Annotated in this window: 22 protein-coding genes; 2 read left to right on the top strand and 20 right to left on the bottom strand. The window is 52.3% G+C overall.

What is annotated here, in order from left to right:
* Nucleotides 1-7 precede the first annotated feature (7 nt).
* The 18 genes from CWO84_RS10820 to CWO84_RS10735 all read right to left on the bottom strand — a co-directional run bounded on the left by CWO84_RS10820 (nucleotide 8) and on the right by CWO84_RS10735 (nucleotide 17,572).
* A complete protein-coding gene (locus CWO84_RS10820) occupies nucleotides 8-751 on the bottom strand; it encodes a cell division protein FtsQ/DivIB (RefSeq protein WP_084153290.1) in 744 nt (247 codons plus the stop codon).
* Nucleotides 738-1,688 carry a D-alanine--D-alanine ligase gene (locus CWO84_RS10815; protein ID WP_033156792.1) on the bottom strand — a complete coding sequence of 317 codons (951 nt, stop codon included), beginning with the start codon at nucleotides 1,686-1,688 and terminating at the stop codon, nucleotides 738-740. Before CWO84_RS10815 ends, CWO84_RS10820 begins: the two co-directional genes overlap by 14 nt.
* Entirely contained in the window at nucleotides 1,685-2,563 is an 879-nt protein-coding gene (gene murB / locus CWO84_RS10810; RefSeq protein ID WP_033156791.1) for a UDP-N-acetylmuramate dehydrogenase, read from the bottom strand. Before murB ends, CWO84_RS10815 begins: the two co-directional genes overlap by 4 nt.
* Complete coding sequence (murC, locus tag CWO84_RS10805; protein ID WP_051670001.1) at nucleotides 2,563-3,990, bottom strand: UDP-N-acetylmuramate--L-alanine ligase; 1,428 nt, start codon at nucleotides 3,988-3,990, stop codon at nucleotides 2,563-2,565. The genes murB and murC overlap by 1 nt, the downstream gene beginning before the upstream one ends.
* Nucleotides 3,987-5,051, bottom strand: a complete 1,065-nt coding sequence (murG, locus tag CWO84_RS10800) for an undecaprenyldiphospho-muramoylpentapeptide beta-N-acetylglucosaminyltransferase (RefSeq protein WP_033156790.1) — start codon at nucleotides 5,049-5,051, stop codon at nucleotides 3,987-3,989. The genes murC and murG overlap by 4 nt, the downstream gene beginning before the upstream one ends.
* Nucleotides 5,048-6,214, bottom strand: coding sequence for a putative lipid II flippase FtsW (ftsW, locus tag CWO84_RS10795; RefSeq protein WP_051669999.1), 1,167 nt, complete (start codon nucleotides 6,212-6,214; stop codon nucleotides 5,048-5,050). The genes murG and ftsW overlap by 4 nt, the downstream gene beginning before the upstream one ends.
* Nucleotides 6,208-7,578 carry a UDP-N-acetylmuramoyl-L-alanine--D-glutamate ligase gene (gene murD, locus CWO84_RS10790; RefSeq protein WP_101052659.1) on the bottom strand — a complete coding sequence of 457 codons (1,371 nt, stop codon included), beginning with the start codon at nucleotides 7,576-7,578 and terminating at the stop codon, nucleotides 6,208-6,210. The genes ftsW and murD overlap by 7 nt, the downstream gene beginning before the upstream one ends.
* 2 nt (nucleotides 7,579-7,580) lie before the next feature.
* Entirely contained in the window at nucleotides 7,581-8,663 is a 1,083-nt protein-coding gene (gene mraY, locus CWO84_RS10785) for a phospho-N-acetylmuramoyl-pentapeptide-transferase (RefSeq protein WP_033156788.1), read from the bottom strand.
* Entirely contained in the window at nucleotides 8,663-10,027 is a 1,365-nt protein-coding gene (gene murF, locus CWO84_RS10780; protein WP_101052657.1) for a UDP-N-acetylmuramoyl-tripeptide--D-alanyl-D-alanine ligase, read from the bottom strand. The genes mraY and murF overlap by 1 nt, the downstream gene beginning before the upstream one ends.
* A complete protein-coding gene (locus tag CWO84_RS10775) occupies nucleotides 10,024-11,484 on the bottom strand; it encodes a UDP-N-acetylmuramoyl-L-alanyl-D-glutamate--2,6-diaminopimelate ligase (protein ID WP_101052655.1) in 1,461 nt (486 codons plus the stop codon). Before CWO84_RS10775 ends, murF begins: the two co-directional genes overlap by 4 nt.
* A complete protein-coding gene (locus CWO84_RS10770) occupies nucleotides 11,481-13,208 on the bottom strand; it encodes a penicillin-binding protein 2 (RefSeq protein ID WP_033156785.1) in 1,728 nt (575 codons plus the stop codon). The genes CWO84_RS10775 and CWO84_RS10770 overlap by 4 nt, the downstream gene beginning before the upstream one ends.
* Complete coding sequence (gene ftsL / locus CWO84_RS10765) at nucleotides 13,209-13,481, bottom strand: cell division protein FtsL (protein ID WP_101052653.1); 273 nt, start codon at nucleotides 13,479-13,481, stop codon at nucleotides 13,209-13,211. It lies immediately after the preceding gene.
* Nucleotides 13,481-14,410 (bottom strand): 16S rRNA (cytosine(1402)-N(4))-methyltransferase RsmH, encoded by a 930-nt coding sequence (rsmH, locus tag CWO84_RS10760; RefSeq protein WP_101052652.1) that lies wholly within the window; start codon nucleotides 14,408-14,410, stop codon nucleotides 13,481-13,483. The genes ftsL and rsmH overlap by 1 nt, the downstream gene beginning before the upstream one ends.
* Before the next feature lie 5 nt (nucleotides 14,411-14,415).
* Nucleotides 14,416-14,883 (bottom strand): division/cell wall cluster transcriptional repressor MraZ, encoded by a 468-nt coding sequence (gene mraZ / locus CWO84_RS10755; protein WP_033156987.1) that lies wholly within the window; start codon nucleotides 14,881-14,883, stop codon nucleotides 14,416-14,418.
* A gap of 393 nt (nucleotides 14,884-15,276) precedes the next feature.
* Entirely contained in the window at nucleotides 15,277-16,278 is a 1,002-nt protein-coding gene (gene gpsA, locus CWO84_RS10750) for an NAD(P)H-dependent glycerol-3-phosphate dehydrogenase (protein WP_033156783.1), read from the bottom strand.
* Between the two features lie 5 nt (nucleotides 16,279-16,283).
* Nucleotides 16,284-16,757 carry a protein-export chaperone SecB gene (gene secB, locus CWO84_RS10745; protein WP_033156782.1) on the bottom strand — a complete coding sequence of 158 codons (474 nt, stop codon included), beginning with the start codon at nucleotides 16,755-16,757 and terminating at the stop codon, nucleotides 16,284-16,286.
* A 33-nt stretch (nucleotides 16,758-16,790) separates the two neighbouring features.
* On the bottom strand, nucleotides 16,791-17,225 hold the full coding sequence (locus tag CWO84_RS10740) for a rhodanese-like domain-containing protein (protein WP_033156781.1): 435 nt from the start codon (nucleotides 17,223-17,225) through the stop codon (nucleotides 16,791-16,793).
* A 35-nt stretch (nucleotides 17,226-17,260) separates the two neighbouring features.
* Nucleotides 17,261-17,572 carry a metalloregulator ArsR/SmtB family transcription factor gene (locus tag CWO84_RS10735; protein WP_033156780.1) on the bottom strand — a complete coding sequence of 104 codons (312 nt, stop codon included), beginning with the start codon at nucleotides 17,570-17,572 and terminating at the stop codon, nucleotides 17,261-17,263.
* Between the two features lie 369 nt (nucleotides 17,573-17,941).
* Between CWO84_RS10735 and CWO84_RS10730 the strand changes: the two genes are divergently transcribed.
* The gene (locus tag CWO84_RS10730) at nucleotides 17,942-19,174 is read left to right on the top strand and encodes a peptidoglycan DD-metalloendopeptidase family protein (protein ID WP_101052650.1); all 1,233 of its coding nucleotides are present in this window, start codon (nucleotides 17,942-17,944) and stop codon (nucleotides 19,172-19,174) included.
* Nucleotides 19,175-19,211: 37 nt separating this feature from the next.
* Complete coding sequence (locus CWO84_RS10725) at nucleotides 19,212-20,576, top strand: S41 family peptidase (protein WP_033156778.1); 1,365 nt, start codon at nucleotides 19,212-19,214, stop codon at nucleotides 20,574-20,576.
* Between the two features lie 110 nt (nucleotides 20,577-20,686).
* Here the strand turns inward: CWO84_RS10725 and CWO84_RS10720 are convergent, their stop codons facing one another.
* Nucleotides 20,687-21,142, bottom strand: a complete 456-nt coding sequence (locus tag CWO84_RS10720) for a DUF934 domain-containing protein (protein ID WP_033156777.1) — start codon at nucleotides 21,140-21,142, stop codon at nucleotides 20,687-20,689.
* Complete coding sequence (locus CWO84_RS10715; protein WP_101052648.1) at nucleotides 21,129-22,781, bottom strand: nitrite/sulfite reductase; 1,653 nt, start codon at nucleotides 22,779-22,781, stop codon at nucleotides 21,129-21,131. Before CWO84_RS10715 ends, CWO84_RS10720 begins: the two co-directional genes overlap by 14 nt.
* Nucleotides 22,782-22,912 lie beyond the last annotated feature (131 nt).

Here is a 22,912-nt window from a genome sequence, read left to right as displayed (position 1 = left end):
TAAGCGTTTAAATCAGGTTTTTATTTTTTTCCACGATTGCTTTCCAATCGATGTTAGTGACTTCCGGTTTCCAGGTCACTGCAAAGCCGTTCGGGTATCGGGTATCCACGCTGGCTATTTGCGCCAGCTGTTCCTCGCCCAATAAATCCATGGTTTTTAAAAAGCGTTGCATATTTTCCAGCGGCGCTTTTCTCCCCAATTGCATTTCCATGCCGCTGGCTAACTTAATCCGCCAGGCCCGCCGTTCGTTGACATGAAATTCCGCAAGCTGCATCGATTTATCCTTCAGCACGATGTAGACGCCTTTCATGATCTCCAGCAGTTTCTTTTCCTGGCCGTCCGGGCCGGTAATCAGCGGTAAATTTTTAAATTCGTCGATATTGTCCGGCACCAACAAATCGCCTTGCTTGTTCAGCAGCGCCGATTTGCCCCAGCGCACCACCGGCTTTTGCTCGCTGATTTTGATATGCACCGCATCCGGCCACACCCGCTTTACGTCAACCTTATCCACCAAGGGCAGCGCTTTGATCGCTTGATGAATCGCGTTCATGTCGGCCTGGTAATAGCCCTGTTTCATTTGCGGCGCCAATACTTCTTTCAGCCGATCTTTGCTGGTGTATTGGAACGCGCCTTCAATCTTGACGTAGCGGATCGGCTTGCTGCTCAGTGCGCTGGCGCCGAATTGCTGCCAAGCCCACCAGCCGCCGCCGATCAACAGCGCGGTCATTAAAATCACACTAAACCGGCTCACCTGCACCCGCCATGCTGGTTTCCAAAATCCGCCAGACTAATTCCTCGAAACTGATGCCGACCGCTTTCGCCGCCATCGGCACCAAACTGTGGTCGGTCATGCCAGGTACGGTATTTACTTCGATCAGTTGCGATTGGCCATTGCTGTCGATAAACACATCCACCCGCGCCCAGCCTTTTACGTTCAAGGCCTGGCAGGCTTGTACCGCAAGCGCTTGCAATTGTTGTTCGCGCTCCGCGCTCAAGCCGCAGGGACAATGGTATTTCGTGGTGTTGGCCCGATATTTGGCGTCGAAATCGTAAAAGGTATTCGGCGTTTCCAAGCGGATGGCCGGCAGCGCTTCGCCGTCCAGCACACCGACGGTGTACTCCTGGCCTAGTACCCATTGCTCGGCATAAACGTCGCAATGGAATTGGCCGGCGAGTTCTAATGCGGCCGCCAGTTCATCGCGGTTCGTGGCTTTGCTCATGCCAATGCTGGAGCCTTCCTGAGCCGGCTTGACGATCACCGGAAAACCCAGTTTGGTGATGCAGGCGTCAATATCGGCAGCGCTTTTCAGCACAAACCACAGCGGTGTGCTCAAGCCCAAACCTTGCCAGCACAGCTTGGTGCGCAATTTGTCCATGCTCAATGCTGACGCCATGACGCCGGAACCGGTGTAGGGCAAGCCCATGACTTGCAATACTGCTTGCAACACACCGTCTTCGCCGCCGCGGCCGTGGATGACGTTGAACACTCTGTCGGCGTTAACACTCGCCAAGGCATCAATGGGGCTGGCGGTCACGTCTATCGCGACGGCGTCGATGCCTTGTGCTTTCAAGGCTTGATACACCGCATTGCCGCTGTTCAAGGATATTTCGCGCTCGGCAGCGGAGCCGCCCAACAGCACGGCGACTTTGCCGAAATCGGCGGCATTTTTGATGCGTAATGGCTTCATGCTTTTTCACCTACCCGGCAGACTTCAGTTTGCAGACTGATGCCGAACTGCGTTTGTACTTGGGTTTGAATATGTTCGATCAAGGCTTCTATATCTTCCGAGCTGGCGTTGCCACGATTTTCGATAAAATTGGCGTGTTTTTCCGACACCACCGCGCCGCCGATGGCAAAGCCTTTCAGGCCGCAGGCTTCGATCAAGCGCGCCGCGTAATCGCCGGGCGGATTCTTGAATACCGAGCCGCAAGTCGGCTTATTGGTCGGTTGCGAGGCGTTACGTTTTTCCAACAGCGCTTTGATGTGTTGTTGGCTGGCTTCGCTGTTGCCTTTGCTCAACTTCAACTGAGCAGACAAAAACCATTCGTCGGCCAGTCCTTTGACTGAGCGGTAGGCCACTTCAAATTCGTGATGGTCGCGCAGAATGACTTCACCACGCGGGTTGATCATTTCCACCCGTTCCACAATGCTCCAGGTCTCGCCGCCAAACGCGCCGGCATTCATTTTCAGCGCGCCGCCCATCGTGCCGGGGATGCCAGCCAGAAATTCGGCGCCGGTCAGGCCCAAATCCGCGCAAAAACGGGCGACATGGGCGCAAGGTACGCCGGCTTCCACGTATACCCGTTCGGAATCGGCCAGATACATTTCTTTCAGGCGACCGCGAGTGTTGATCACCGTGCCGCGAATGCCGCCGTCGCGCACCAGTAAATTGCTGCCCAAACCCATCCAGTACAACGGTTCGCCGGCCGGCAGGCTGGCGATAAATTCGATCAGGTCGGCCTTGTTTTCCGGGATGTACAGGTGCTGGGCCGGACCGCCGACCCGCCAGCTGGTATATTTCGCCAGCGGTTCGTTATTTAATAAAGTGCCTCTAGCCACCATCACTTTAGGGCCTCGGCCAATTGTTGCGGCAATTCGGCGGCGATCTGGCCGACGTTGCCGGCGCCCATGGTCAATACCACGTCGTCTTTTTCGACGATGCCGGCCAGGATGGTCGCCAAATCTTCGCGGTTTTGCACGAACACCGGGTCAACCTGGCCGCGCACCCTGATCGAGCGGCTCAAGGCTTTGCCGTCGGCACCGGTAATCGGCGCTTCGCCGGCCGAATACACATCCAACAAAATCAGCACATCGACACTAGACAATACTTCGACGAAATCTTCGAACAAGTCGCGGGTGCGGGTGTAGCGGTGTGGTTGAAACACCACGACTTTGCGGCGGGTTGGCCAGGCTTGACGCAAGGCTTCCAGTGTGGCGGCTAGTTCGCGCGGATGGTGGCCGTAATCGTCGACCAAGGTCAGCTTGCCGCCTTGGAAATCCACGTCGCCGTTGATTTGAAAACGCCTGCCCACACCTTTGAATTCGGCCAGACTCTTTACAATAGCCGCATCGTCCACACCCAGGGCGGTGGCGATAGTCGTGGCCGCCAAGGCGTTCAGCATGTTGTGCCAGCCGGGTAGGTTCAGCGTGACTTGCAAGGGCGGTAAATCACCCCAGCGCAATACCGTGAAATGAGTGCGTAAGCCGTCCTGGCGAATATCCACAGCGCGTACGTCGGCGTAACTGCTGACGCCGTAGGTCTTCACCGGCTTGGATACATTAGGCAGCACGTCGCAGACGCCCGGATCGTCGATGCACATCACCGCCAAACCGTAGAACGGCAATTGATGCAGGAATTTCAGGAAAGTGTCCTTGAGTTTGCTGTAGCTGCCACCATAGGTCTCCATATGGTCTTGGTCGATGTTGGTGACAATGGCCATCATTGGCTGCAGGAATAAGAACGACGCATCGCTTTCGTCGGCCTCAGCCACCAAATATTTACCCAAACCCAATTTGGCGTTGGCGCCGGCGCTATTCAAACGGCCGCCGATTACGAAGGTGGGATCCAAGCCGCCCTCGGCCAGCATCATCGTGGTCAGGCTGGTGGTAGTGGTTTTGCCGTGCGTGCCGGCCACCGCGATGCCGAATCTGAAGCGCATCAATTCCGCCAACATTTCCGCACGCGGAATTACCGGGATGCGGTTTTCGTAGGCGGTGACGATTTCCGGGTTGGTTCTATCGACAGCGGTGGAGGTGACGACCACATCGACATCGGTCACGTTGTCGGCGTGATGGCCAAAATAAACCTTGACGCCCATCGCTTGCAGGCGGTCGGTAACCGCCGAGCCTTTAATATCGGAGCCGGACACGGTATAGCCCAGGTTGGATAGCACTTCGGCGATACCGCTCATGCCGGTGCCGCCGATGCCCACGAAATGGATTTTGTCGATGTCGCCCAGTGCTTGGTTTTCGATGTGGGGGCGGTTCATACGGCAGCCTCCGCAACGCAAATATCAGCCACGGTCTGAGTGGCGGCGAGTCTGGCCTTGGCTTTGGCGGCCCGGCTCATGGATGTCAATGATGTCATGGCTCGTTCTAGGGTTTTACGCAGATTGTCTGCGTTTAATTCGGGTTGCGGCAGCAACAATGCGGCGCCAGCTTCGGTTAAATATTTGGCGTTGGCAGTTTGATGATCGTCGATGGCGTGCAGCAAGGGCACGAAAATCGCCGGTAAACCGCAGGCCGCTACTTCGCTGACTGTCATCGCGCCGGCCCGGCAAATTATCAAATCGGCCCATTGGTAGGTGCCGGCCATATCCTCGATAAAAGCCACGGCTTCGGCGTTTAAGCCTAAAGCACGATAGCGTTCGGCGACTTCGGCTTGCATAACGCTACCTGTTTGGTGTTTCACATCCAGATTGGTCAGCCCCGCCAATGCCGCCGGGACGGTGTCGTTCAGTACCTTGGCGCCCTGGCTACCACCCAGGATCAAAATCCTTAAATTGCGTCCGGCTTGTGGATGCCATTCGGATTTTTCCGGCAGACCGATGAATGCATCTCTTAACGGGTTGCCGGTGCAGATCGCTTTTACAGATTTGGCGAAGCTGTCCGGGAATGCTTCCAGCACTTTGCGGGCGGCCAGTTTCACCAGTAAACGGTTAGTGGTGCCCGGAACCCTGTTTTGTTCGTGAATCACCAACGGAATGCCCAACCATTTCGCCATCAGCCCGCCTGGCCCGGCCACAAAGCCGCCCATGCCCAAAACCACGTCGGGTTGTCGCTGTTTCAGTATGCGCCGCGCCTGCAGACAGGCTTGAATCAATTTAAAACCGGCTGCAAGTTTGGAGAACAATCCCTTACCGCGCATACCCGCTACCGCCAGCCAATCGATGTCTATGTTGTTGGCGGGCACCACCCAGCTCTCCAAGCCTTTCTCGGTGCCCAGCCAGCTGACTTGCCAGCCACGGGCGCGCATTTCCTGGGCGACCGCTAGTGCCGGAAACACGTGTCCGCCGGTGCCGCCTGCCATGATGACGATGCGGCCGCTCATGCGTGTTTCCCCTTCACATTGCTTTTATTGTGTTCGGTGACTTCGTAGTGAATCCGAAACAATACCGCCATCGCGCCGCACATCACGATCATACTACCGCCGCCGTAACTCATCAGCGGCAGGGTTAAGCCTTTAGTGGGCAGCATGCCCATGTTGACGCCCATGTTCACGAAGGATTGAAAGCCAAACCAGATACCTAAGCCGTAAGCCGCCAAGGCGGAAAATTTTAGACCGGCTTGCTCTGCTTGCTCGCCAATCGCAAAGGCGCGCACGACCAGGGCGGCGAATAGGCCGATGATCAGCAACACGCCGAGTAGGCCCAACTCTTCACCCAGTACGGAGAACAAAAAGTCGGTATGCGCTTCCGGCAGGTAAAACAGTTTTTGCAGACCGTTGCCCAAGCCAACGCCGAAAAATTCGCCGCGACCGAAAGAAATCAAAGCCTGGGTGAGCTGAAAGCCGGTATCTCTGGCATCGGCCCACGGGTCCATGAAGCTGGTGACCCGCGCCAATCGATAGGGCGATTCAATGACCAAGATCACCGCTAAACTGGCGACCAAACCCAATAAAATAATGAATTGAGAAATTCTGGCGCCGCCCAGAAACATCATGCCCATGGCAATGATCAGAATCACCACCGCCGAGCCGAAGTCAGGCTCGAGCAATAACAGTACGCAAGCCACCGAAAACAGCATCAACGGCTTGACCAAGCCGAACGCGGAGCGGCGGACGTGGTCGGCATGACGGGTGACGTAACCGGCCATATAAATCACCGAGATGAATTTCACGACCTCCGATACCTGGATCCGCAAACCCAGAATCGATAGCCAGCGGATACTGCCGTTAACCCTGATGCCGACGCCGGGAATCAATACCACCAGCAGCAAGGCCAGGCCGGCGATGAACAGGGTTTGTCCCATTCTTTCCCAGCTTTGCATCGGTATGTTCAAAATAATCGCGGAAAAGCCCAAGCCAAAAGCAATATGAATGAGTTGCTTGAAGGGATAGTGGGAAATGTCGTCGGCCATTTTGACGCCCAAATGCAAAGAGGACGACGTGACCAGCATAAAACCGATGCCCAGCAGGCTGAAGCACGCCAACATCAACACCGGGTCGACGTGCAGGCGGTTTTGCGCGCGGGGCTTGGGCGTCGGTTTCAACATAAGGGCAGGCTCATCACGGCTTCGGCGAACTTATTGCCGCGGTCAACATAGCTGCGGTATTGATCCAGGCTGGCGCAGGCCGGTGACAGCAGCACGCTGTCGCCTTCGCTGGCCAAACTGGCGGCGATGGTGACCGCTTCTTTCATGTTGCCGGCGAAATGGACAGGCACACAGTTATTCAAAGCTTGTGCGATCAATGGTGCATCTTTGCCTATCAGGACCACGGCCTTGGTTTTTTCGGTGACGGCAGGCACTAGTTCAGTCATGTCTGCGCCTTTAGTTTCGCCGCCGGCAATTAAAACAACTTTATGCTCGTAGCCGTTTAGCGCGGCGATACACGCACCGATGTTGGTGGCTTTGGAATCGTTAACCCAATTGATGCCGCCTTTTTCCGCGACTTTTTGCATGCGGTGCGGCAGGCCTTTGAATTTTCTGAGCGCATCGCACATTTTGGTGATGCTTAGACCGGCAGCCGTGCCTAGGGCCAGCGCCGCCAACGCATTGGCGATGTTGTGGCTACCTTCCAGGCGCAATTTGCTGGCTGCCATCAAGGCTTGTTCGCCTTGCATTAAAGTATCGATTTCGCCGCGACGCAGATAAAAATCGGCTTGAGTTTGGGTGGAAAAGGTCAATGTTTGCCGGGTGGGATCGCGCATGGCCATGACCATCGGGTCGTCGGTATTCAAGATCATCACTCCGTCGCCCCGGAACACCCGTTGCTTTTCCGCCGCATAACCGGCCATGCCGTCGTGGCGATCCAGATGATCCGGACTGACGTTTAACACCGTGGCGACTTTTGCGTTCAAAGCCGTGGTGCGTTCCAGCTGGAAGCTGGACAATTCCAATACGTAGAGTTCGGCGTCCTGTTGCAGCAAATCCAGTGCAGGTGTGCCGAGGTTGCCGCCGATGGCGGTTTTGACGCCGGCGGCGTTAGCCATTTCGCCCAGCATGGTGGTAACCGTGCTTTTACCGTTGGAGCCGGTGATGGCGATAACCGGTTTGTCGGTGGCGCAAGCGAATAAGTCGATGTCGCTTAGTACGGTGACGCCCGCCTGCACGGCCTTTTGGATGGCCGCTTCGTGTAAAGATACGCCAGGACTGACCAGCAAATGAGTGGCGACATCCAGTGCGGACTGGTCGAAACCGCCGGAAAATACCGGTACGTCCGGCATTTGTTCGCGCAAATTATCGATCAGCGGCGGATTTTTTCGGCTATCGATTACGGCGAATTTAATCGGGGTCTTTTGCAAAAATTGCGCAGCCGAATACCCGGTAGCGCCCAGACCGACGATCAATAGGCGAGCGTTATCCGGATTTAAGTTGAAATGAGTTTCCAGATTGCTGAGTAGGGCGGTGGTGTTCATGCTTATCTCAGTTTCAAAGTGGCCAGACCGATCAACACCAAGATGACCGAGATAATCCAGAAACGCACGATGATGCGCGGCTCCGGCCAGCCTTTCAATTCGTAATGATGGTGAATCGGCGCCATCAGAAACACCCGCTTTTTACGGGTTTTGAAGGAGGCAACCTGGATAATCACCGAGATGGTTTCCATCACGAAAATCCCGCCCATAATCACCAGCACGATTTCTTGTCTAACCAACACCGCTACGATGCCCAGTGCCGCCCCTAAAGCTAGCGCCCCGACGTCGCCCATGAACACCATGGCAGGATAAGTGTTGAACCACAAAAAGCCCAAGCCGGAACCGACCAGGGCCGCGCAGAACACCACCAACTCGCCGGCTTTGGGGATGTGCGGGATAGCCAGGTATTGCGAGAAATTAACGTGGCCGGATAAATACGCAAAAATCGCCAAGGCGGCGGCGATCATCACGGTCGGCATGATGGCCAGACCATCCAGGCCGTCAGTCAAGTTGACGGCATTGCTGGAGCCGACGATGACGAAATAGGTCAGTACGACGTAGCCCCAGCCGATGTCCACGGTGACGTTCTTGAAAAACGGCACGATGAATTGGGTTTCCGCCGCTACTTGAGCGGTGTTGTACAAATACAAGGCGGCGCTCAGTGCCACTAGCGATTGCCAGAAGTATTTGGCGCGGGCGGATAGGCCGTCGCTATTACCGAGCAGGACTTTTTTATAGTCGTCGATAAAGCCGATTACGCCATGTGCTAGTGTTACCAGCAACACCACCCAGACATAACGATTGCTCAAATCCGCGCAGAGCAGGGTGCTGATCGCTACGGCGAACAGAATCATCGCGCCGCCCATGGTTGGTGTGCCGGATTTGGAAAAATGGCTTTGCGGGCCGTCGTCGCGCACGCTTTGGCCGATTTTTTTACGAGTCAATTTTTCGATCATGGCCGGGCCGACCATCAGGGAAATAATGAGCGCGGTCAGCACGCCCAAGATGGCGCGAAAGGTCAGGTAATGTAGCACCCTGAAGCCGCTGTCGATATTGCTTAAATAATCCGCGAGTAAAAGTAACATTAGGCTGCTCTGAAATTGTTGACCATCGCCGCCACCACGTTTTCCATTTTCTGGGCGCGCGAGCCTTTAACCAATAGGGTTTCCTTACCTGTGACGGCTGTTGTCAGTGTGTCTATTAATTGTTCCTGATCGTCGAAAAACTGGCCGCCGTCGCCAAAGGCTTCAACGGCATGTTTTGCCAATGCGCCGGTCGCGAACAAACGCTTCACTGATTTTGCTTTGATTAATTCGCCCATTTCCCGGTGTATCGCCGGGCTGTCCGGGCCGAGCTCGCCGAAAGCGCCCAATGCTACCCACGCTTCGCTGCCGCAATCGGTCAGTACGTCCAGCGCGGCTTTCAAGGAGTTGGGGTTAGCGTTATAGGTATCGTCGATGATGATATTGCCCTTACGGCCTGTTAAGGGTTGCATGCGGCCGGTGACGGGCTGGAGTTGTTCCAGGCCTTGTTTAATGTCTGTCAGGCTAATGCCGAATTGCAGTGCAACTGCCGCTGCGGCCAAAGCGTTTTTCACATTGTGAGCGCCGGCCAGATGCAAGCGGATTGGTAAGGTGTCGGTCGCCGTTTTTAATTCGAAATATGTATTAAAGCCTTGTGCGTCCAAAGCTGTGGCAATATTTAACGCCGTGACGTCGGCTGCGGGGTGCAAGCCGAAGGATACGCTGCGATGGTTGCCGGCCATGGTCAGCAAGAAATTGTAAAAAACGTCGTCGCGATTTAATACCGCCACGCCGTCTTCACCGAGGCTTTCGACGATTTCGCCCTTGGTTTTGGCGACGCCTTCGATGCTGCCGAAACCTTCGATATGGGCGGCGCCAATATTGGTGATGACGCTGACATCGGCTTGCGCATAACGGCTGGTATAAGCAATTTCGCCAGGGTGGTTGGCGCCCATTTCAATCACCGCGTAGCGATGAGAGTCATCCAGTTTCAGCAGCGTCAGCGGCACGCCGATGTCGTTGTTCAGATTGCCTTGAGTCGATAAGGTATGGCCTTGGGTGGCGAAAATCGCCGCAATCATTTCCTTGACCGTGGTTTTGCCGTTGCTGCCGGTGACGCCGGCTACTTTGACCGACAAGGTTTTGCGCCAGTATCCGGCCAGTTCCGCCAGTGCCAGATGGGTGTCTGCGACGATGATTTGCGCTAAAGTGGATGGCGCGGCTCGCTCGAGTAACAGCGCTGCCGCACCGGCTTGCTCGGCTTTATCGATAAAGCTGTGGCCGTCGAAATTCTTGCCGTTTATCGCGATGTATAGCGCGCCGGCTTGTAAGGTGCGGGTATCGATGCCGGTGGCGCGAATTTCTTTGTCTTCCCCGATTAGCTTGCCGTTGACGGCTTGGGCTATTTCGCTGAGTTGCAGCTTCATGGTTTGCTCCACGCGGCCAGTGCTTGCTTGACGACAGCGCTATCGCTGAACGGCTGCTTTACGCCGCCGATTTCTTGGTAGTCCTCGTGGCCCTTGCCGGCTATCACCACGCAATCGTCTGGGTCTGCTTGTCGTATCACTGTGTTTATGGCCGTGGTTCTATCGTTAATGACCGTTATTTTTTGGCTTTGGCAGCCGCTCAAAATGTCTTTAATAATCGCTGCCGATGCTTCGCTGCGCGGATTGTCGTCGGTGACGATGACTTGGTCCGCCCAGGTTTCGGCAATTTTGCCCATCTGCGGACGCTTGCCCTTGTCCCGGTCGCCGCCGCAGCCGAATACGACTCTCAGTCGGTTCGCGCCTTTGGCGGCTTTCAGCACTTTTTCCAGCGCGTCCGGGCTATGCGCATAATCCACAAAAATCGTGGGTTTGCCGTTGCCGCCGAATTTTTCCATGCGGCCGGCAATGGCGTTTAATTTGGCCAGTTGCGCGACGGCGGCGTCGAAGTCGCTGCCGGTCGCCAGCAGCACACAAAGCACGGCTAGCACGTTATCCAGGTTAAAGCCGCCAACCAGCGTTGTCGTTGCCCGGCGTCTTTGCTCGCGCCAGACCACATCGAATTCGATGCCGGCGGCGCTATGTTTTACTTGCTCGGCACTTACGGCTTCCTTAGCAGTTCCGCGTTGGCCGGTCGCGCTATAGGTCCAGCTTTGCACGGCGTCCGGCAGGCTTTGCAATACCTCGGCGCTGCTGGCGTCGTCCAGGTTGACCACGGCAAACTGCAGGCCCGGTGTTTTAAATAACGTCAGTTTGGCTTGCAGGTATTCCGCCATACTGCCGTGATAATCCAAGTGGTCCCTGCTCAAATTGGTAAAAACCGCGCCTTTAAAGCTAACCCCGTTAACCCGGCCTTGGTGTAAGCCGTGTGAGGACACTTCCATGGCCGCGTTACGCTTATCGTGCTTTACAAATTCGTGCAGCATCCGCTGCACGGCCAATGCATCCGGCGTGGTGTTGGCGGTCGGCTGCAAATTGCCGACATCGCCCCAACCCAGTGTGCCTATCACGCCGCAAGCCGGCAAAGCCTGTGCAATTAATTGGCTGCAGGTGGTCTTGCCATTGGTGCCTGTTACACCGATCACATCCAATAGTTGCGACGGGTTGCCGTAAAATCTTGCGGCGATTTCGCCCAACTTTTGCGCTAAATCGCTTATTGCCACGCTTGGTACTGTTACTTTGCTGACGATCTGCGTCTCCGCGCCGCTTGGATCGTAAATTACCGCGACCGCGCCGTTGACAACAGCTTGTTCCGCATACGCAATACCATGCTGGACGGCACCGTTCAACGCAATGAATGCGTCGCCGGCTTGGATGTTTCGGCTGTCCAAACACAATCCGCTGATTGCCAAATCCGGCGGATTTACGGTCATTCCGTGTAGCAATTGGGCTAGCTTCATTGTTTGCTCAACAATAAATGCATGTTGTCCATGCCGTCCGGCTCAACGCCGTATACTCGTAATGCGCCCGCCATCACTTTCGAGAAAGCCGGTGCCGCCACCAGGCCGCCGTAATATTGGCCGGTGGTAGGTTCGTCTACCACAATCGCGATAATGAAGCGCGGGTTGCTGGCCGGGGCCATGCCCACAAATACCGATAAATATTTGTCTTCGCTGTAACCGCCGGCCCCGGCCTTTTTCACGGTACCGGTTTTACCCGCTACTCGATAACCCTCGACTCTGGCCTGGTATGCCGTGCCTTCTTTGCTGATCACGTGCTCCAGCATTTCTCGGACCTTTCTGGCGGTTTCGGGTTTGAAAATCCGTTGGGCATCGGGATCTTCATCGCGCTTGAGTAAAGTCACGGAATGAATGATGCCGTCGTCCGCCAAAGCGGTATACGCTCTGGCCAATTGTAAAATCGAGGTGGAAACCCCGTAACCGAACGATAAAATCGCCTGGTCGAATTCGTGCCAGCCCTGATAATCCAGCAAAGAGCCGCTGGCTTCTCCCGGAAAACCAACACCGGCGGAGGTGCCGAACCCCAGCCTGCTGTATACGCCCCAAAAATACTCCGGCGGCATGCTCATCGCGATTTGCGTGACCGCGATATTGCTGGATTTTTGCAGTACGTGGGTCAAATCCATTGTGCCGTAGTTATGCACGTCCTTAACGACGTTACGACCCAAGTGATAGACACCATGGGTTTCTATCAATACGTTGGGTTTGATATAGCCACCATCCAGTGCCGCCGCTACCACGAAGGGTTTGACCGTCGAGCCGGGTTCGAAGCTGTCCACCATGGCCCGGTTGCGGTAGCGGTTACTGCTCAATTCCTTACGGTTGTTGGGATTGAAAGCCGGTTGGCTGACCGTCGCCAATACATCACCGTTCTTGGCATCCAGTACCACCAAGGATGCCGAATGTGCTTTGTTCTGGATCATTGCATTCTGCAATTCCCGATAAGCCAGGTATTGCAGGCGTTCATCGATAGTCAACACCAGGTCGCGGCCCGGGATGGCTTCCTCAATATTTTCTACGTCCTTGATGATCTGCCCCTTGCCGTCCTTGATCACGCGCTTTTTGCCGGGCTGGCCGCGTAGAATGTGCTCGTAGCCGTGTTCTATGCCTTCCTGGCCGATGTCGTCGATATTGGTAAAGCCCAATAAATGGCCCGATACCGCGCCGGCTGGATAGTAACGCTTGAACTCCCGCTCGAAATACACACCGGTAATTTCCAGTGCTTTGACCTTTTCGGCTATATCCGGGTTAATCTGCCGGCGCAAATAGACGAAACGCTTATTGGCGTCTTTTTCCTTTTTTAACAGCGACCGCAGTTCCTTTTCCGGGAAACCGAGGATTTTTGCCATCGGTGTTAATTTGTCCTGTTCCGCATCCCTTAGTTGGCGCGGATTGACCCAAATCGATTGTACCGGGGTACTAATCGCCAAAGGCTCACCGTTGCGATCCTTGATCTGCCCACGATAAGCCGATACTGATACCACCCCGACGTGCTGCATATCGCCTTTGTCCTGCAGAAATTCTTTATCGAGAATTTGCAGGTAAACCGCGCGCGCAACCAATCCGAGCATGGCCAACAACATTGCCGACAGCAGCACTCTGCGGCGGATCACAAAATCTGTATTGTGGCGCGGTATCGTGCCCGCGCCGGAGGCAATTCGCATTTACGGCTTTATATAAATAATTTTGTCTTGGGCCGGCAAAGTCAGCATCAGCCGCGTTCTTGCTTCGATTTCAACCCGGTTTTCTTCGGTCAGCGTGGTCAATTCGAGTTGTAATCGGCCCCATTCCACTTCGTAATCGTCGAGCTCTTTTTCTTTTTTCTGGATGTCGATAAACAGCAGGCGCGATTGGTATTTGCTGTAAATCACGGCAATGCCGGAGATCATCAGCATCGCCGCCAACAGTGTCAGCAGGATATTTTTTGCAATCGCCATCAACGTTTCTCCCCAACTCGCATGACCGCGCTACGTGCGCGTGGGTTTTGTTGCAATTCCTGTTGTTGTGCCCTTATCGACTTGCCTATTTTGCGTAACTGACCTTGTTCAATGTCTTGCTCTTTGATCGGCAGCTTGCCGGGATTGGTTTTCGGGCCGGCTTGGTCGCGAATGAAGCGTTTGACGATGCGGTCTTCCAATGAGTGAAAGGCGATCACGACTAAACGTCCGCTCGGTGCCAATACGTCCACGGCTTGTTTCAATCCGGTTTTAATCTGTTCGAGTTCTTGGTTAATCTCTATCCTGATCGCCTGAAAACTGCGGGTTGCAGGATGTTTGTGCTTGTCGCGAAACGGCACACTGTTTTCGATCAGTTTTGCCAGCTGTAAGGTTGTCTGCACCGGCTGCTGTTGGCGTTGACAGATAACCGCGTTGGCAATTCGCCTGGCAAAACGCTCTTCGCCATATTCAAACAATACGCGAACCAATTCTTTTTCGTCGACTTGCGCCAAATACTCTGCAGCCGACAGGCCGTGATTGCTATCCATGCGCATGTCCAAAGGACCGTCACGCAAAAAACTGAAGCCACGCTCCGCATTGTCTAGTTGCGGGGACGATACGCCCAGGTCCATCAGAATGCCGTCGACTTTACCCTTATGGCCTTGTTGTTCAATAATGGCGCTCAGTTCCAAAAAACTGGCGTGATGCAAACTAAAACGGCTGTCTTCCAGCAAGCGCTTGGCTTCGTTGCTAGCAATCGCATCCATGTCTCTGTCAAGCGCCAGCAATCTGCCGGAGCTATTCAGTGCTTTCAGAATGCCGCTGCTGTGTCCGCCACGCCCGAAGGTGCAGTCCAGATAAATACCGTTCGGTTTTATGTCGAGCTGCTCTAAGGCCTCTTCGTACAAAACCGTCTGATGGGCGGTCATCTCCGTCAAAACGACAGCGAGCCAAGTTCTTCAAGGCCCTCTGTGTCGTTACCGTCCATCCATTCCTGTTCTTTGGCCTTCCAGGCCGCTTCATTCCATATTTCAAATTTGTTGAGCTGACCAACTAGCATGATGTGTTTTTCCATACCGGCAAACTCCCGAAGGGTTTCCGGAAGCAGCAGGCGCCCTTGGTTATCCATTTCACATTCCGAGGCATTGCCGATCACAAAACGTCGTAACTTGCCGGCCATTTTGTTTAATGTTGGTAGTTTGCTGATGGTTTGTTCAAGCTTTTCCCATTCCGGTAACGGGTATAGCCATAGGCAACCCGGTTCGCCGACGCATTTGTCGTCAACTGCAACGGTCACAACCATTTGGCGGTCGCAGGACTCCTGTAACTCCTCCCGATAGCGGGTAGGAATTGCAATGCGCCCTTTCGCATCCAAACTGATTGAACTTATGCCTCGAAACAAGATGAACCTCAAAAATTCCAAAAAAATCCATTTCTGACCACTTTACATCACTTTTGCACCACTATAGTTTTCAACGGGTGCTTAGTCAAGAGGCATTTAAATTAAATTCTTTCTTTTTCTACAAGGACTTACGCAGGATTGGTGCGTATTAGGCGGTATATGCGAGGGTTTCGAGTAAAAATGATTTGTATCAAAAAGTTAATGATGGTTTTTGATGTGAATTGCAATTATTAGGTGCTAATTCTCACTTTTTGCACGCGGTTTGCTGTAGCAAGCTGTTTGGACGGTTAGCGGTAAGGCTGGTTTTTCTGAGCAAAAGATTGGCGGCTGTGGTTTGGAATAAATAGTGGTAGAGCCCTTAGATTGAGTTCGTTGGGCTATTTCAGACGAAATTTACAAACTTTCCGGCTTTTGATCGCGTGTCAGCAGGTTTTGGACGGCTTGTTTGGGGGAGAGTTGTTCGAATAAGACTTTGTAAACTTGTTCGGTGATTGGCATTTCGACACCGTATTTTTGCGATAAACGGTGCGCTTCTCGGGCTGCGGATACGCCTTCGACTTCCTGATTGATTTCGCTTAATGCGTATCTTTGGTCTTTGCCTTGGCCTAATGCCAAGCCAAAGCGGCGGTTTCTGGATTGATTGTCGGTACAAGTCAAAATCAGGTCGCCCAGACCGGCTAGGCCCATAAAAGTGTCGGCTTGGCCGCCAAGCTTGATGCCTAGTCTCATAATTTCCGTTAGACCGCGAGTGATTAGTGCTGCCCGTGTGTTAGCGCCAAAGCCAAGGCCGTCGGCTATGCCTGCCGCGATTGCCAAAACATTTTTGCAGGCTCCGCCTACCTGAACGCCAATAATATCGTTGCTGGTGTAGATCCTAAATCGCTGGTTGTGCAATCGTTCGCTAAGTTGGGTGGCGAAGCCTTCCGAGTTAGAGGCGATGGTGAGTGCGGTTGGTAGGTCGGCAGCTACTTCTTGGGCAAATGTGGGGCCGGAGAGTGCGGCGCATTCGATATTCGCCCCCAGTATTTGCGTCGCCACCTCGCTTAACAAGGCGCCGTTTTGGGAATCGAAACCCTTGGTGGCCCATGCGATGCGGGAGCTTTCACTGAGCGTGGGCTTGATTTGCGTCAATAAGTCCCTAAAGGCGTGGCTGGGGACCGAAATAAGCAATACCGCGCTAAACCCCACGGCTTCCGCAAGATTGTCGGTGAATTGCAGTTTTTCTGGAAAATGGATGCCGGGTAAATAGCGTGCATTTTCGCCGGTTTGCTTTAATGCGGCTATGTGTTTGGGATTATGGCCCCACAACAGGGTATTGCAGCCATTTCTGGCTGCCTGTACCGCTAAAGCGGTTCCCCATGAGCCGGCACCAAGGATACTGATAGATGGTGGCATTCCGCTTAATTTAGCGTTTTAGCTTCAGTTTCCTGTTGGGTTTGCGCTTGTTGCAGGTGCTGCATATACAATGCGTCGAAATTGACCGGCGCCAAGATTAACTGTGGAAAACCGCCTTTATTCACTAGGTCGGAAATGACCTCTCTCGCATAAGGGAACAAGACGTTGGGGCAAAAGCTACCCAACATTGGTCCCATTTCTTGTTCGCTGAAACCGGCTATTGAAAAAATTCCGGATTGATTGACTTCAACTAAATAGGCCGTTGTGTCGGCAATTTTTACGGTGACAGTTAATGTCAGCGATACTTCGTACATCGAGTTTTCGATGGGTTGAACGTGCGTGCCGAGATTAAGATCCAGCGCGGGTTCCCACTTTTGCGTGAATATTTTTGGAGCATTGGGGGTTTCAAAAGAAATGTCTTTGGTATAGATCTTTTGAATCGCGAACTGCTTTTCGCTGGATGCGTTGATTTCGGCCATGATGATTACTTGTTAGGGTTGGTTGATTAATCTTTAGTGTTTACTGCTGACTTTGATGGGGAGCTTGTTATCTTCCCAGGATTGCATTCCGCCCGTCATATTGAATACATGCTCAAATCCTGCTTTGGTCAGTGTTTTGCAAGCGGCTACCGAGCGGGCGCCAGTCTGGCAGGTCACGATCATAGGATGATTTTTATGCTTTTCCAGAGAGCCCAGTTGTTCTTCTACTTTGCCTAAGGGAATGTTGATCGCGTTTTCGATGTGGCTTTTGGCGAACTCGTTGGTTTCTCGCACGTCAAGCACAACGACATCGTCACTGTTCATTTTGGTGACTGCAATCAACGGAGAAATGCTTTCGTACTTATTGAATGAGTTCGCGAGCAAATCCTGGATTAGCAAAAAAATAACGCATACCAGCGAGAATGCTAGCAAATAGTGATTGGTGGCAAATTCTATATATTGGTCCATCGCGTGGGTTTATTTTAGTGGTTATTGAATGCTGTTTACGTGCCGCAAAAAACGCTGCGCATCATTTGAATCAGGTGTGTTACACGCTCATCGTCGATAAAATAGTAAACCCGATTGGCTTCTTTTTTGTAATCGAGAATGCCCTTGTCTCGCAGTATTGCCAAGTGCTGGGAAATATTGCTTTGACTCGTGCCAACTTGCTCAACGATCTCTTGTACGCTAATCGAGTTATTGCCGAGTACGCAAAGGATTTTCAGGCGCAACGGATGAGACATCGCTTTCAAGCAGCGCGCGGCCCGATTAATATCGTTGTCGTCGTAGAGGATGGTATCGTTTTTGTCTTCCATTTAATAACGATGATCGTGGCAAAAGTTAAGAGCAGTGAGAGAGCAATGGCACTTTTCGAGCTATGACGACATCCTTGTGCTGGTATAATGTCGCTACGGCGCAAGTGGGTTTAATCGCTTGCGCTAACGCAATAAAAGGTGAGCAAATCTAACAGAGTGGGCTTTATTGTTCAATACCCTCGGCTAGAGGCTTGGGAAAATAGCTCGGAGCTGCTTGGGTTGGCTCGTTTTTTGACTAGGCCAAATTTTATCTGCCTTAACGTCCGCAAAACTAATGTTTGGAGTCCGTAACAAATGGTCAGTCCAGCAAAGCCGTTATTGCTGCTCTCCGCGTCAATGATTGGATGGTTATTGCCGGTTGCCTAATCGATGCATGTTTACCAATATTTTTTGATCGCTTGGATTGCGATTGTCTGCGCAGTGCCGGCTAAGGGCGATCCCGTAAAAGCCCGCAGCTTGGTAGAAGTGCAATCGCAAATCCAGCAAGTTGGCGATGACGTCAAAAGCCTGGGGGTTGAAAAGTCTCGGTTGTTAGAGCAGTTGCAAAAGCTGGAGCGGCAATACGGGGAGCTTGCGAATAGTCTGCGAGCTATCAAAGCTGAAATCAGGCAGCAAGTACAGGCATTGCAGGAAGTGCGTAATAAAAGCGTTGCCACGCAAAAAGACATGCGTAGTCAGGAGAAGGAGCTTGAGGGGCTGATTAAGTCGGTTTATGCGATGGGTGGCGATAAGGAAGGGCTGAAAGTTATCCTTAACCAACGTAATCCGGCGTTATCGAGTCGCATGTTGGTTTACTACGATTACATTAGTAAGGCCCGCTTACAAAAGCTTCAGGCCATGGCTGAGGATTTCAAGGTTTTGCGGCAGTTGGAGGCGCAAAAAGACACGGAAACTCAGTTATTGCAAGTGTCTCTCGACAAGAAACAACAAGAAACCGAGGCGATGCAGACGCTGAAAAAACAGCGAGAAGCCTTGCTTGCCGACATTCAGCAAGATTATGCGTCAAAAAGCGCCCTGCTGGCTGGCTTGATGCGTGACGAGAAAAAATTGCAAGCCTTGGTAGCATCATTGCAGAAAACTGATGATAATGAACCTGCGGTTGCACCGGAGCGCGTGCTTGATAAGCACGAAAAGCCTGTCGAACAACCCGAGCCGCCAAAAAAATCCGAAGTCAATCCTGTTCGCGAACCGACGGGTCTTTCTTTTTCCGAGTTGCAAGGAAAGCTGCCTTGGCCGGTGCAAGGGGCGATAACGGATCGTTTCGGCCGTCGCCGCTACGAAACAACCTGGGACGGCGTGGTGATTAGCGCTCGCGAAGGTGCCGATATTCATGCGGTCAATGCCGGGAGAGTTGTTTACGCCGATTGGTTGCGGGGTTATGGTTTGATGATCATTGTTGATCACGGTAAGGGTTATATGAGTTTGTATGCATTCAATCAAAGTTTGCATAAAAGCGTGGGAGAGCATGTTAGAGCCGGTGAGACATTGGCTTCGGTTGGACGTAGCGGGGGGCGTGCTGATGCGGCATTGTACTTCGGCATCAGGAAACAAGGTCGGCCCATAGATCCCGAGCAATGGTGCCGTAAGCCGGGCAAGGGTTAATCATTTACAGGAACAGGTTGTTGGAGTTTTAAAACACATGCTAAAAAACAGAAATATAGTGATTTTATTGGTCGGGTTTATTTTGGGTGCGACGCTGAGTTTGTGCAGCAGTGTCCTGGCGGAAAAGGAAGCACCTGTTTCGACCAAGGTAGATGATTTACAGGCTTTGCCGTTTGATGAGTTGCGGACATTTACCGAGATATTCGGGCGTATCAAACAGGACTATGTCGAACCCGTATCCGACAAAAAACTGTTGGAAGATGCGATTCGCGGTATGTTGTCCGGCCTTGATCCGCACTCGGCTTATTTGGCTAGCGAAGAATATAAAGAGTTGCAAGAAGGCACCACTGGTCAGTTCGGCGGTTTGGGAATTGAGGTGGGTATGGAAAATGGCTTTGTTAAAGTCGTTTCGCCGATTGATGATACACCTGCTCAGCGCGCCGGCATCAAGGCGGGCGATTTGATCGTGCGTCTGGATGACAAGCCGGTTAAAGGCATGACTCTGGCCGACGCAGTCAAAATTATGCGTGGCGAGCCAGGTAGCGACATCGTGTTGACTGTTGTTCGGGAAGGCGAAGAAGCGCCGCTGAAATTTACCTTGACCCGCGACATCATCAAAGTCAAAAGTGTTAAAAACAAACTGCTGGAAAAAAATTACGGTTACTTGAGGATCAGTAGTTTTCAATCCGGTACCGGTCAAGGTTTGTTGGATGCGGTCGACGAGCTGAAAAAAGAAAACGAAGGCCCACTGAAAGGTATTGTGCTGGATTTGCGTAATAACCCCGGCGGTGTATTGAATGCTGCTGTTGATGTCAGTGATGCGTTTATCGAGTCCGGTTTGATCGTTTACACCGAAGGCAGAATCAAAAACTCAGAAATGCGTTTTAGTGCAACACCGGATGACATTATTAATGGTGCGCCGATTGTGGTGTTGATTAATGGCGGTTCGGCATCGGCATCCGAAATTGTTGCTGGTGCGTTGCAAGATCACAAACGAGCCATCATCATGGGTGAAAAATCTTTCGGGAAGGGTTCGGTGCAAACCATTCTGCCGACCAGCAATGGCGCGGCGGTGAAATTGACTACAGCCCGCTACTTCACGCCTTCCGGTCGCTCAATTCAGGCGCAGGGCATCGAGCCTGATGTGACTTTGGCGAGAGTTAAGCTGGAATCATTGGAAAAAGCTAAGATCGAGTCGATTAAAGAAGCCGATCTGACGCACCACTTGACTAACGGTAACGCGAAGCCGGAGAAAAAATCCGAAGAAGAGGATAAAGATGATGCGAAAGACCCGTCTGAAAAAGATGGCGATACCAACGAATCTTCAGAAGCGGAAATTCGCGACTATCCTTTGCATGAAGCGTTGAATCTGCTGAAAGGTATCAGCATTATGAAAAAGTAGCTCAGATATAGGGCAAAGAAAAACCCGCTTGACGATATTCGTCAAGCGGGTTTTTTATTGTGTGGCTTTTGTTTCTTGTCAGGTACTTAAGACAAGTCGCCGGTTTTGGCTTAGTTTGTCGATGCCTGATAGCGTACTGAGAAATTGTTCATGGCTGCCAGAGCCTCTTGAATATGGTTTGGGTCAGAAAACTCAAACGCATTCACGCCCACCCGCGCCAAATAAAATACCTGATCAGGCAGATAATCGCCGACGGCTCTAATTTCCCCTTGATAGCCGTCGCGGCTCCTTAGTAAGCGTGCTTGCGAAAAAAGCCTACCATCGCCGAATATCGGAAAATTAAGTTCTATCACGCCAATTTTGCTTAAGTCGTTAGTCAGCGGTTCAATTTGATCGCTGGGAATGAGCCGAACGCCGGTTTGGCTGGAGCGTTTGAGTAGTTGTTCTTTATCTGTCAGCCAACGCGCTAATGTGACTGTAATGTCACCATTTTCTGGTAACGGATTGTCGTCGGCAACAAAAGTCCAGGTGTTTTCTACCAACTGTCGATCTTTAATGATTTGCATAAACTCTTTCTTTGAATGGTTCCAGGCCAACACGCTTGACGGTCTCTAAAAATGCTTCGTCTTCAAGGCGTTGCTTGATGTAAACGTCTAATATCGTTGTGATGGTCGAGGTGATTTGGTCTTTGGGAACTGATGGTCCCAGGCGTTCGCCTATCGCTGCTTCGTTTTCAGAAGAGCCGCCCAAGGTGATTTGATACCACTCCTCACCATGTTTATCGACGCCCAGAATGCCGATGTGGCCGACACTTTGATGGGCGCAGCCGTTCATGCAGCCAGACATATTAATTTTGATGTCGCCGATGTCGTGTATGTAATCCAAATCATCCAATGCTTCGTTGAGTTCCTTTGCTACGCCAATAGAGCCGGCATTGGCCAGCGAGCAAAAATCCAGGCCCGGGCAACAGATCATGTCGGTGACGGTGCCGATGTTGGGTGTAGCCAATTTGATGGCGTTTAGTTGCTGCCATACTGTAAACAGGTCGGCTTGTTTCACGTCAGCCAAGACCAAATTCTGTCTATGAGTGCTTCTAATTTCGCCAAAGCTGAATTGGTCAGCCAAATCGGCTACCGCTTCAAGCTGTTTATCAGTCATGTCGCCAGGAGGAGAATCCGGGGCTTTTAGTGAAACGTAGACGCCGCGATAGCCGGCGATTTTGTGTTCGACGGTATTGTATTTAAACCATTTTGCAAAATCGGTGTTGTCGGCCAACTGCGCGGTCAGGGCGTTGTCATCCGCAGCGCTGGGATCGTAAGCGGGTGGTAAAAACTGCGCTTTGATTTCCTCAATGCGTTCGTTGCTCAGGATCATATCTTCCTTAATGCGCAGCCATTCCTTTTCGACCATGGCGGTAAACTTCTCCAATCCGGTTTCTTTGACCAGGATTTTGATGCGCGCTTTATACTTGTTGTCGCGTCTGCCGAATAGGTTGTAGACCCGTAAGATCGCTTCCAGATACGATAATAGGTGTTGTTTTTCCAGAAAAGGTCTAACGGTTTGACCAATGATGGGAGTTCTGCCCAGGCCGCCGCCGGCCAAAATTCTGAAGCCAATTTCGCCTGCATCGTTTTTGACTATGTAGACGCCGATGTCGTGGAATTGCACGGCGGCGCGGTCATGCGCCGAACCGCTAACGGCGATCTTGAATTTGCGCGGCAGATAAGCAAATTCCGGATGCAGCGTCGTCCACTGTCTAATGGTTTCGCAGTAGGGTCGTGGATCTTCGATCTCATCTTTGCAGATGCCCGCTAAGGGATCTGAGGTGGTATTTCTCAGGCAGTTGCCGCTGGTTTGAAGGGCGTGCATTTGCACCGTCGCAAGTTCGGCAAGCAGGTCGGGTACTCGACTAAGTTCAGGCCAGTTGTATTGCACGTTTTGGCGGGTGGTGAAATGGCAATAGCCGCGATCATAGTCGCGAGCTACCGATGCCAGTTTGCGTAATTGCTTTGATGATAGCAATCCATACGGCACTGCAACACGGAGCATGGGGGCATGTGTTTGCACGTACAAACCATTCATCAGCCGCAAGGCTCTGAATTGGTCCGGGCCGAGTTCGCCGTTTAAAAAACGTTGGGTTTGTCCGCGAAACTCATTGACGCGCTCTTCTATAAGTGTTTGATCTTGCTTGTTATATTGATACATTTAAGGGCGATGCTTAGTTTACATACTATTTTGCTAGGTATCTGAATAATATACTGGCCGGGATTAAATGACAAAGAATATTGTATGGTGATAACATGCCCGGTTAGTTTTTTCCGCTTTCAATAATGACT

Origin of the sequence: Methylomonas sp. Kb3, assembly GCF_002834115.1 — a bacterium.
Taxonomy (GTDB): domain Bacteria; phylum Pseudomonadota; class Gammaproteobacteria; order Methylococcales; family Methylomonadaceae; genus Methylomonas; species Methylomonas defluvii.
The sequence above is the reverse complement of the archived record's forward strand: the minus strand, read 5'-3'. Positions and strand labels throughout refer to the sequence as shown.

Bases quoted from the DNA above. Each gene is read 5' to 3' on its own strand.
- CWO84_RS10720 (WP_033156777.1), bottom strand. From the start codon at position 21,142: ATGCAAATCATTAAAGATCGACAGTTGGTAGAAAACACCTGGACTTTT.
- gpsA (WP_033156783.1), bottom strand. From the start codon at position 16,278: ATGCCACCATCTATCAGTATCCTTGGTGCCGGCTCATGGGGAACCGCT.
- murB (WP_033156791.1), bottom strand. From the start codon at position 2,563: ATGGTGGCTAGAGGCACTTTATTAAATAACGAACCGCTGGCGAAATAT.
- CWO84_RS10770 (WP_033156785.1), bottom strand. From the start codon at position 13,208: ATGCGAATTGCCTCCGGCGCGGGCACGATACCGCGCCACAATACAGAT.
- murD (WP_101052659.1), bottom strand. From the start codon at position 7,578: ATGAACACCACCGCCCTACTCAGCAATCTGGAAACTCATTTCAACTTA.
- ftsL (WP_101052653.1), bottom strand. From the start codon at position 13,481: ATGGCGATTGCAAAAAATATCCTGCTGACACTGTTGGCGGCGATGCTG.
- CWO84_RS10740 (WP_033156781.1), bottom strand. From the start codon at position 17,225: ATGGACCAATATATAGAATTTGCCACCAATCACTATTTGCTAGCATTC.
- CWO84_RS10730 (WP_101052650.1), top strand. From the start codon at position 17,942: ATGCATGTTTACCAATATTTTTTGATCGCTTGGATTGCGATTGTCTGC.
- ftsW (WP_051669999.1), bottom strand. From the start codon at position 6,214: ATGTTGAAACCGACGCCCAAGCCCCGCGCGCAAAACCGCCTGCACGTC.
- mraY (WP_033156788.1), bottom strand. From the start codon at position 8,663: ATGTTACTTTTACTCGCGGATTATTTAAGCAATATCGACAGCGGCTTC.
- CWO84_RS10815 (WP_033156792.1), bottom strand. From the start codon at position 1,688: ATGAAGCCATTACGCATCAAAAATGCCGCCGATTTCGGCAAAGTCGCC.
- CWO84_RS10775 (WP_101052655.1), bottom strand. From the start codon at position 11,484: ATGAAGCTAGCCCAATTGCTACACGGAATGACCGTAAATCCGCCGGAT.
- rsmH (WP_101052652.1), bottom strand. From the start codon at position 14,410: ATGACCGCCCATCAGACGGTTTTGTACGAAGAGGCCTTAGAGCAGCTC.
- murC (WP_051670001.1), bottom strand. From the start codon at position 3,990: ATGAACCGCCCCCACATCGAAAACCAAGCACTGGGCGACATCGACAAA.
- murG (WP_033156790.1), bottom strand. From the start codon at position 5,051: ATGAGCGGCCGCATCGTCATCATGGCAGGCGGCACCGGCGGACACGTG.
- CWO84_RS10725 (WP_033156778.1), top strand. From the start codon at position 19,212: ATGCTAAAAAACAGAAATATAGTGATTTTATTGGTCGGGTTTATTTTG.
- secB (WP_033156782.1), bottom strand. From the start codon at position 16,757: ATGGCCGAAATCAACGCATCCAGCGAAAAGCAGTTCGCGATTCAAAAG.
- CWO84_RS10735 (WP_033156780.1), bottom strand. From the start codon at position 17,572: ATGGAAGACAAAAACGATACCATCCTCTACGACGACAACGATATTAAT.
- murF (WP_101052657.1), bottom strand. From the start codon at position 10,027: ATGAAGCTGCAACTCAGCGAAATAGCCCAAGCCGTCAACGGCAAGCTA.
- CWO84_RS10715 (WP_101052648.1), bottom strand. From the start codon at position 22,781: ATGTATCAATATAACAAGCAAGATCAAACACTTATAGAAGAGCGCGTC.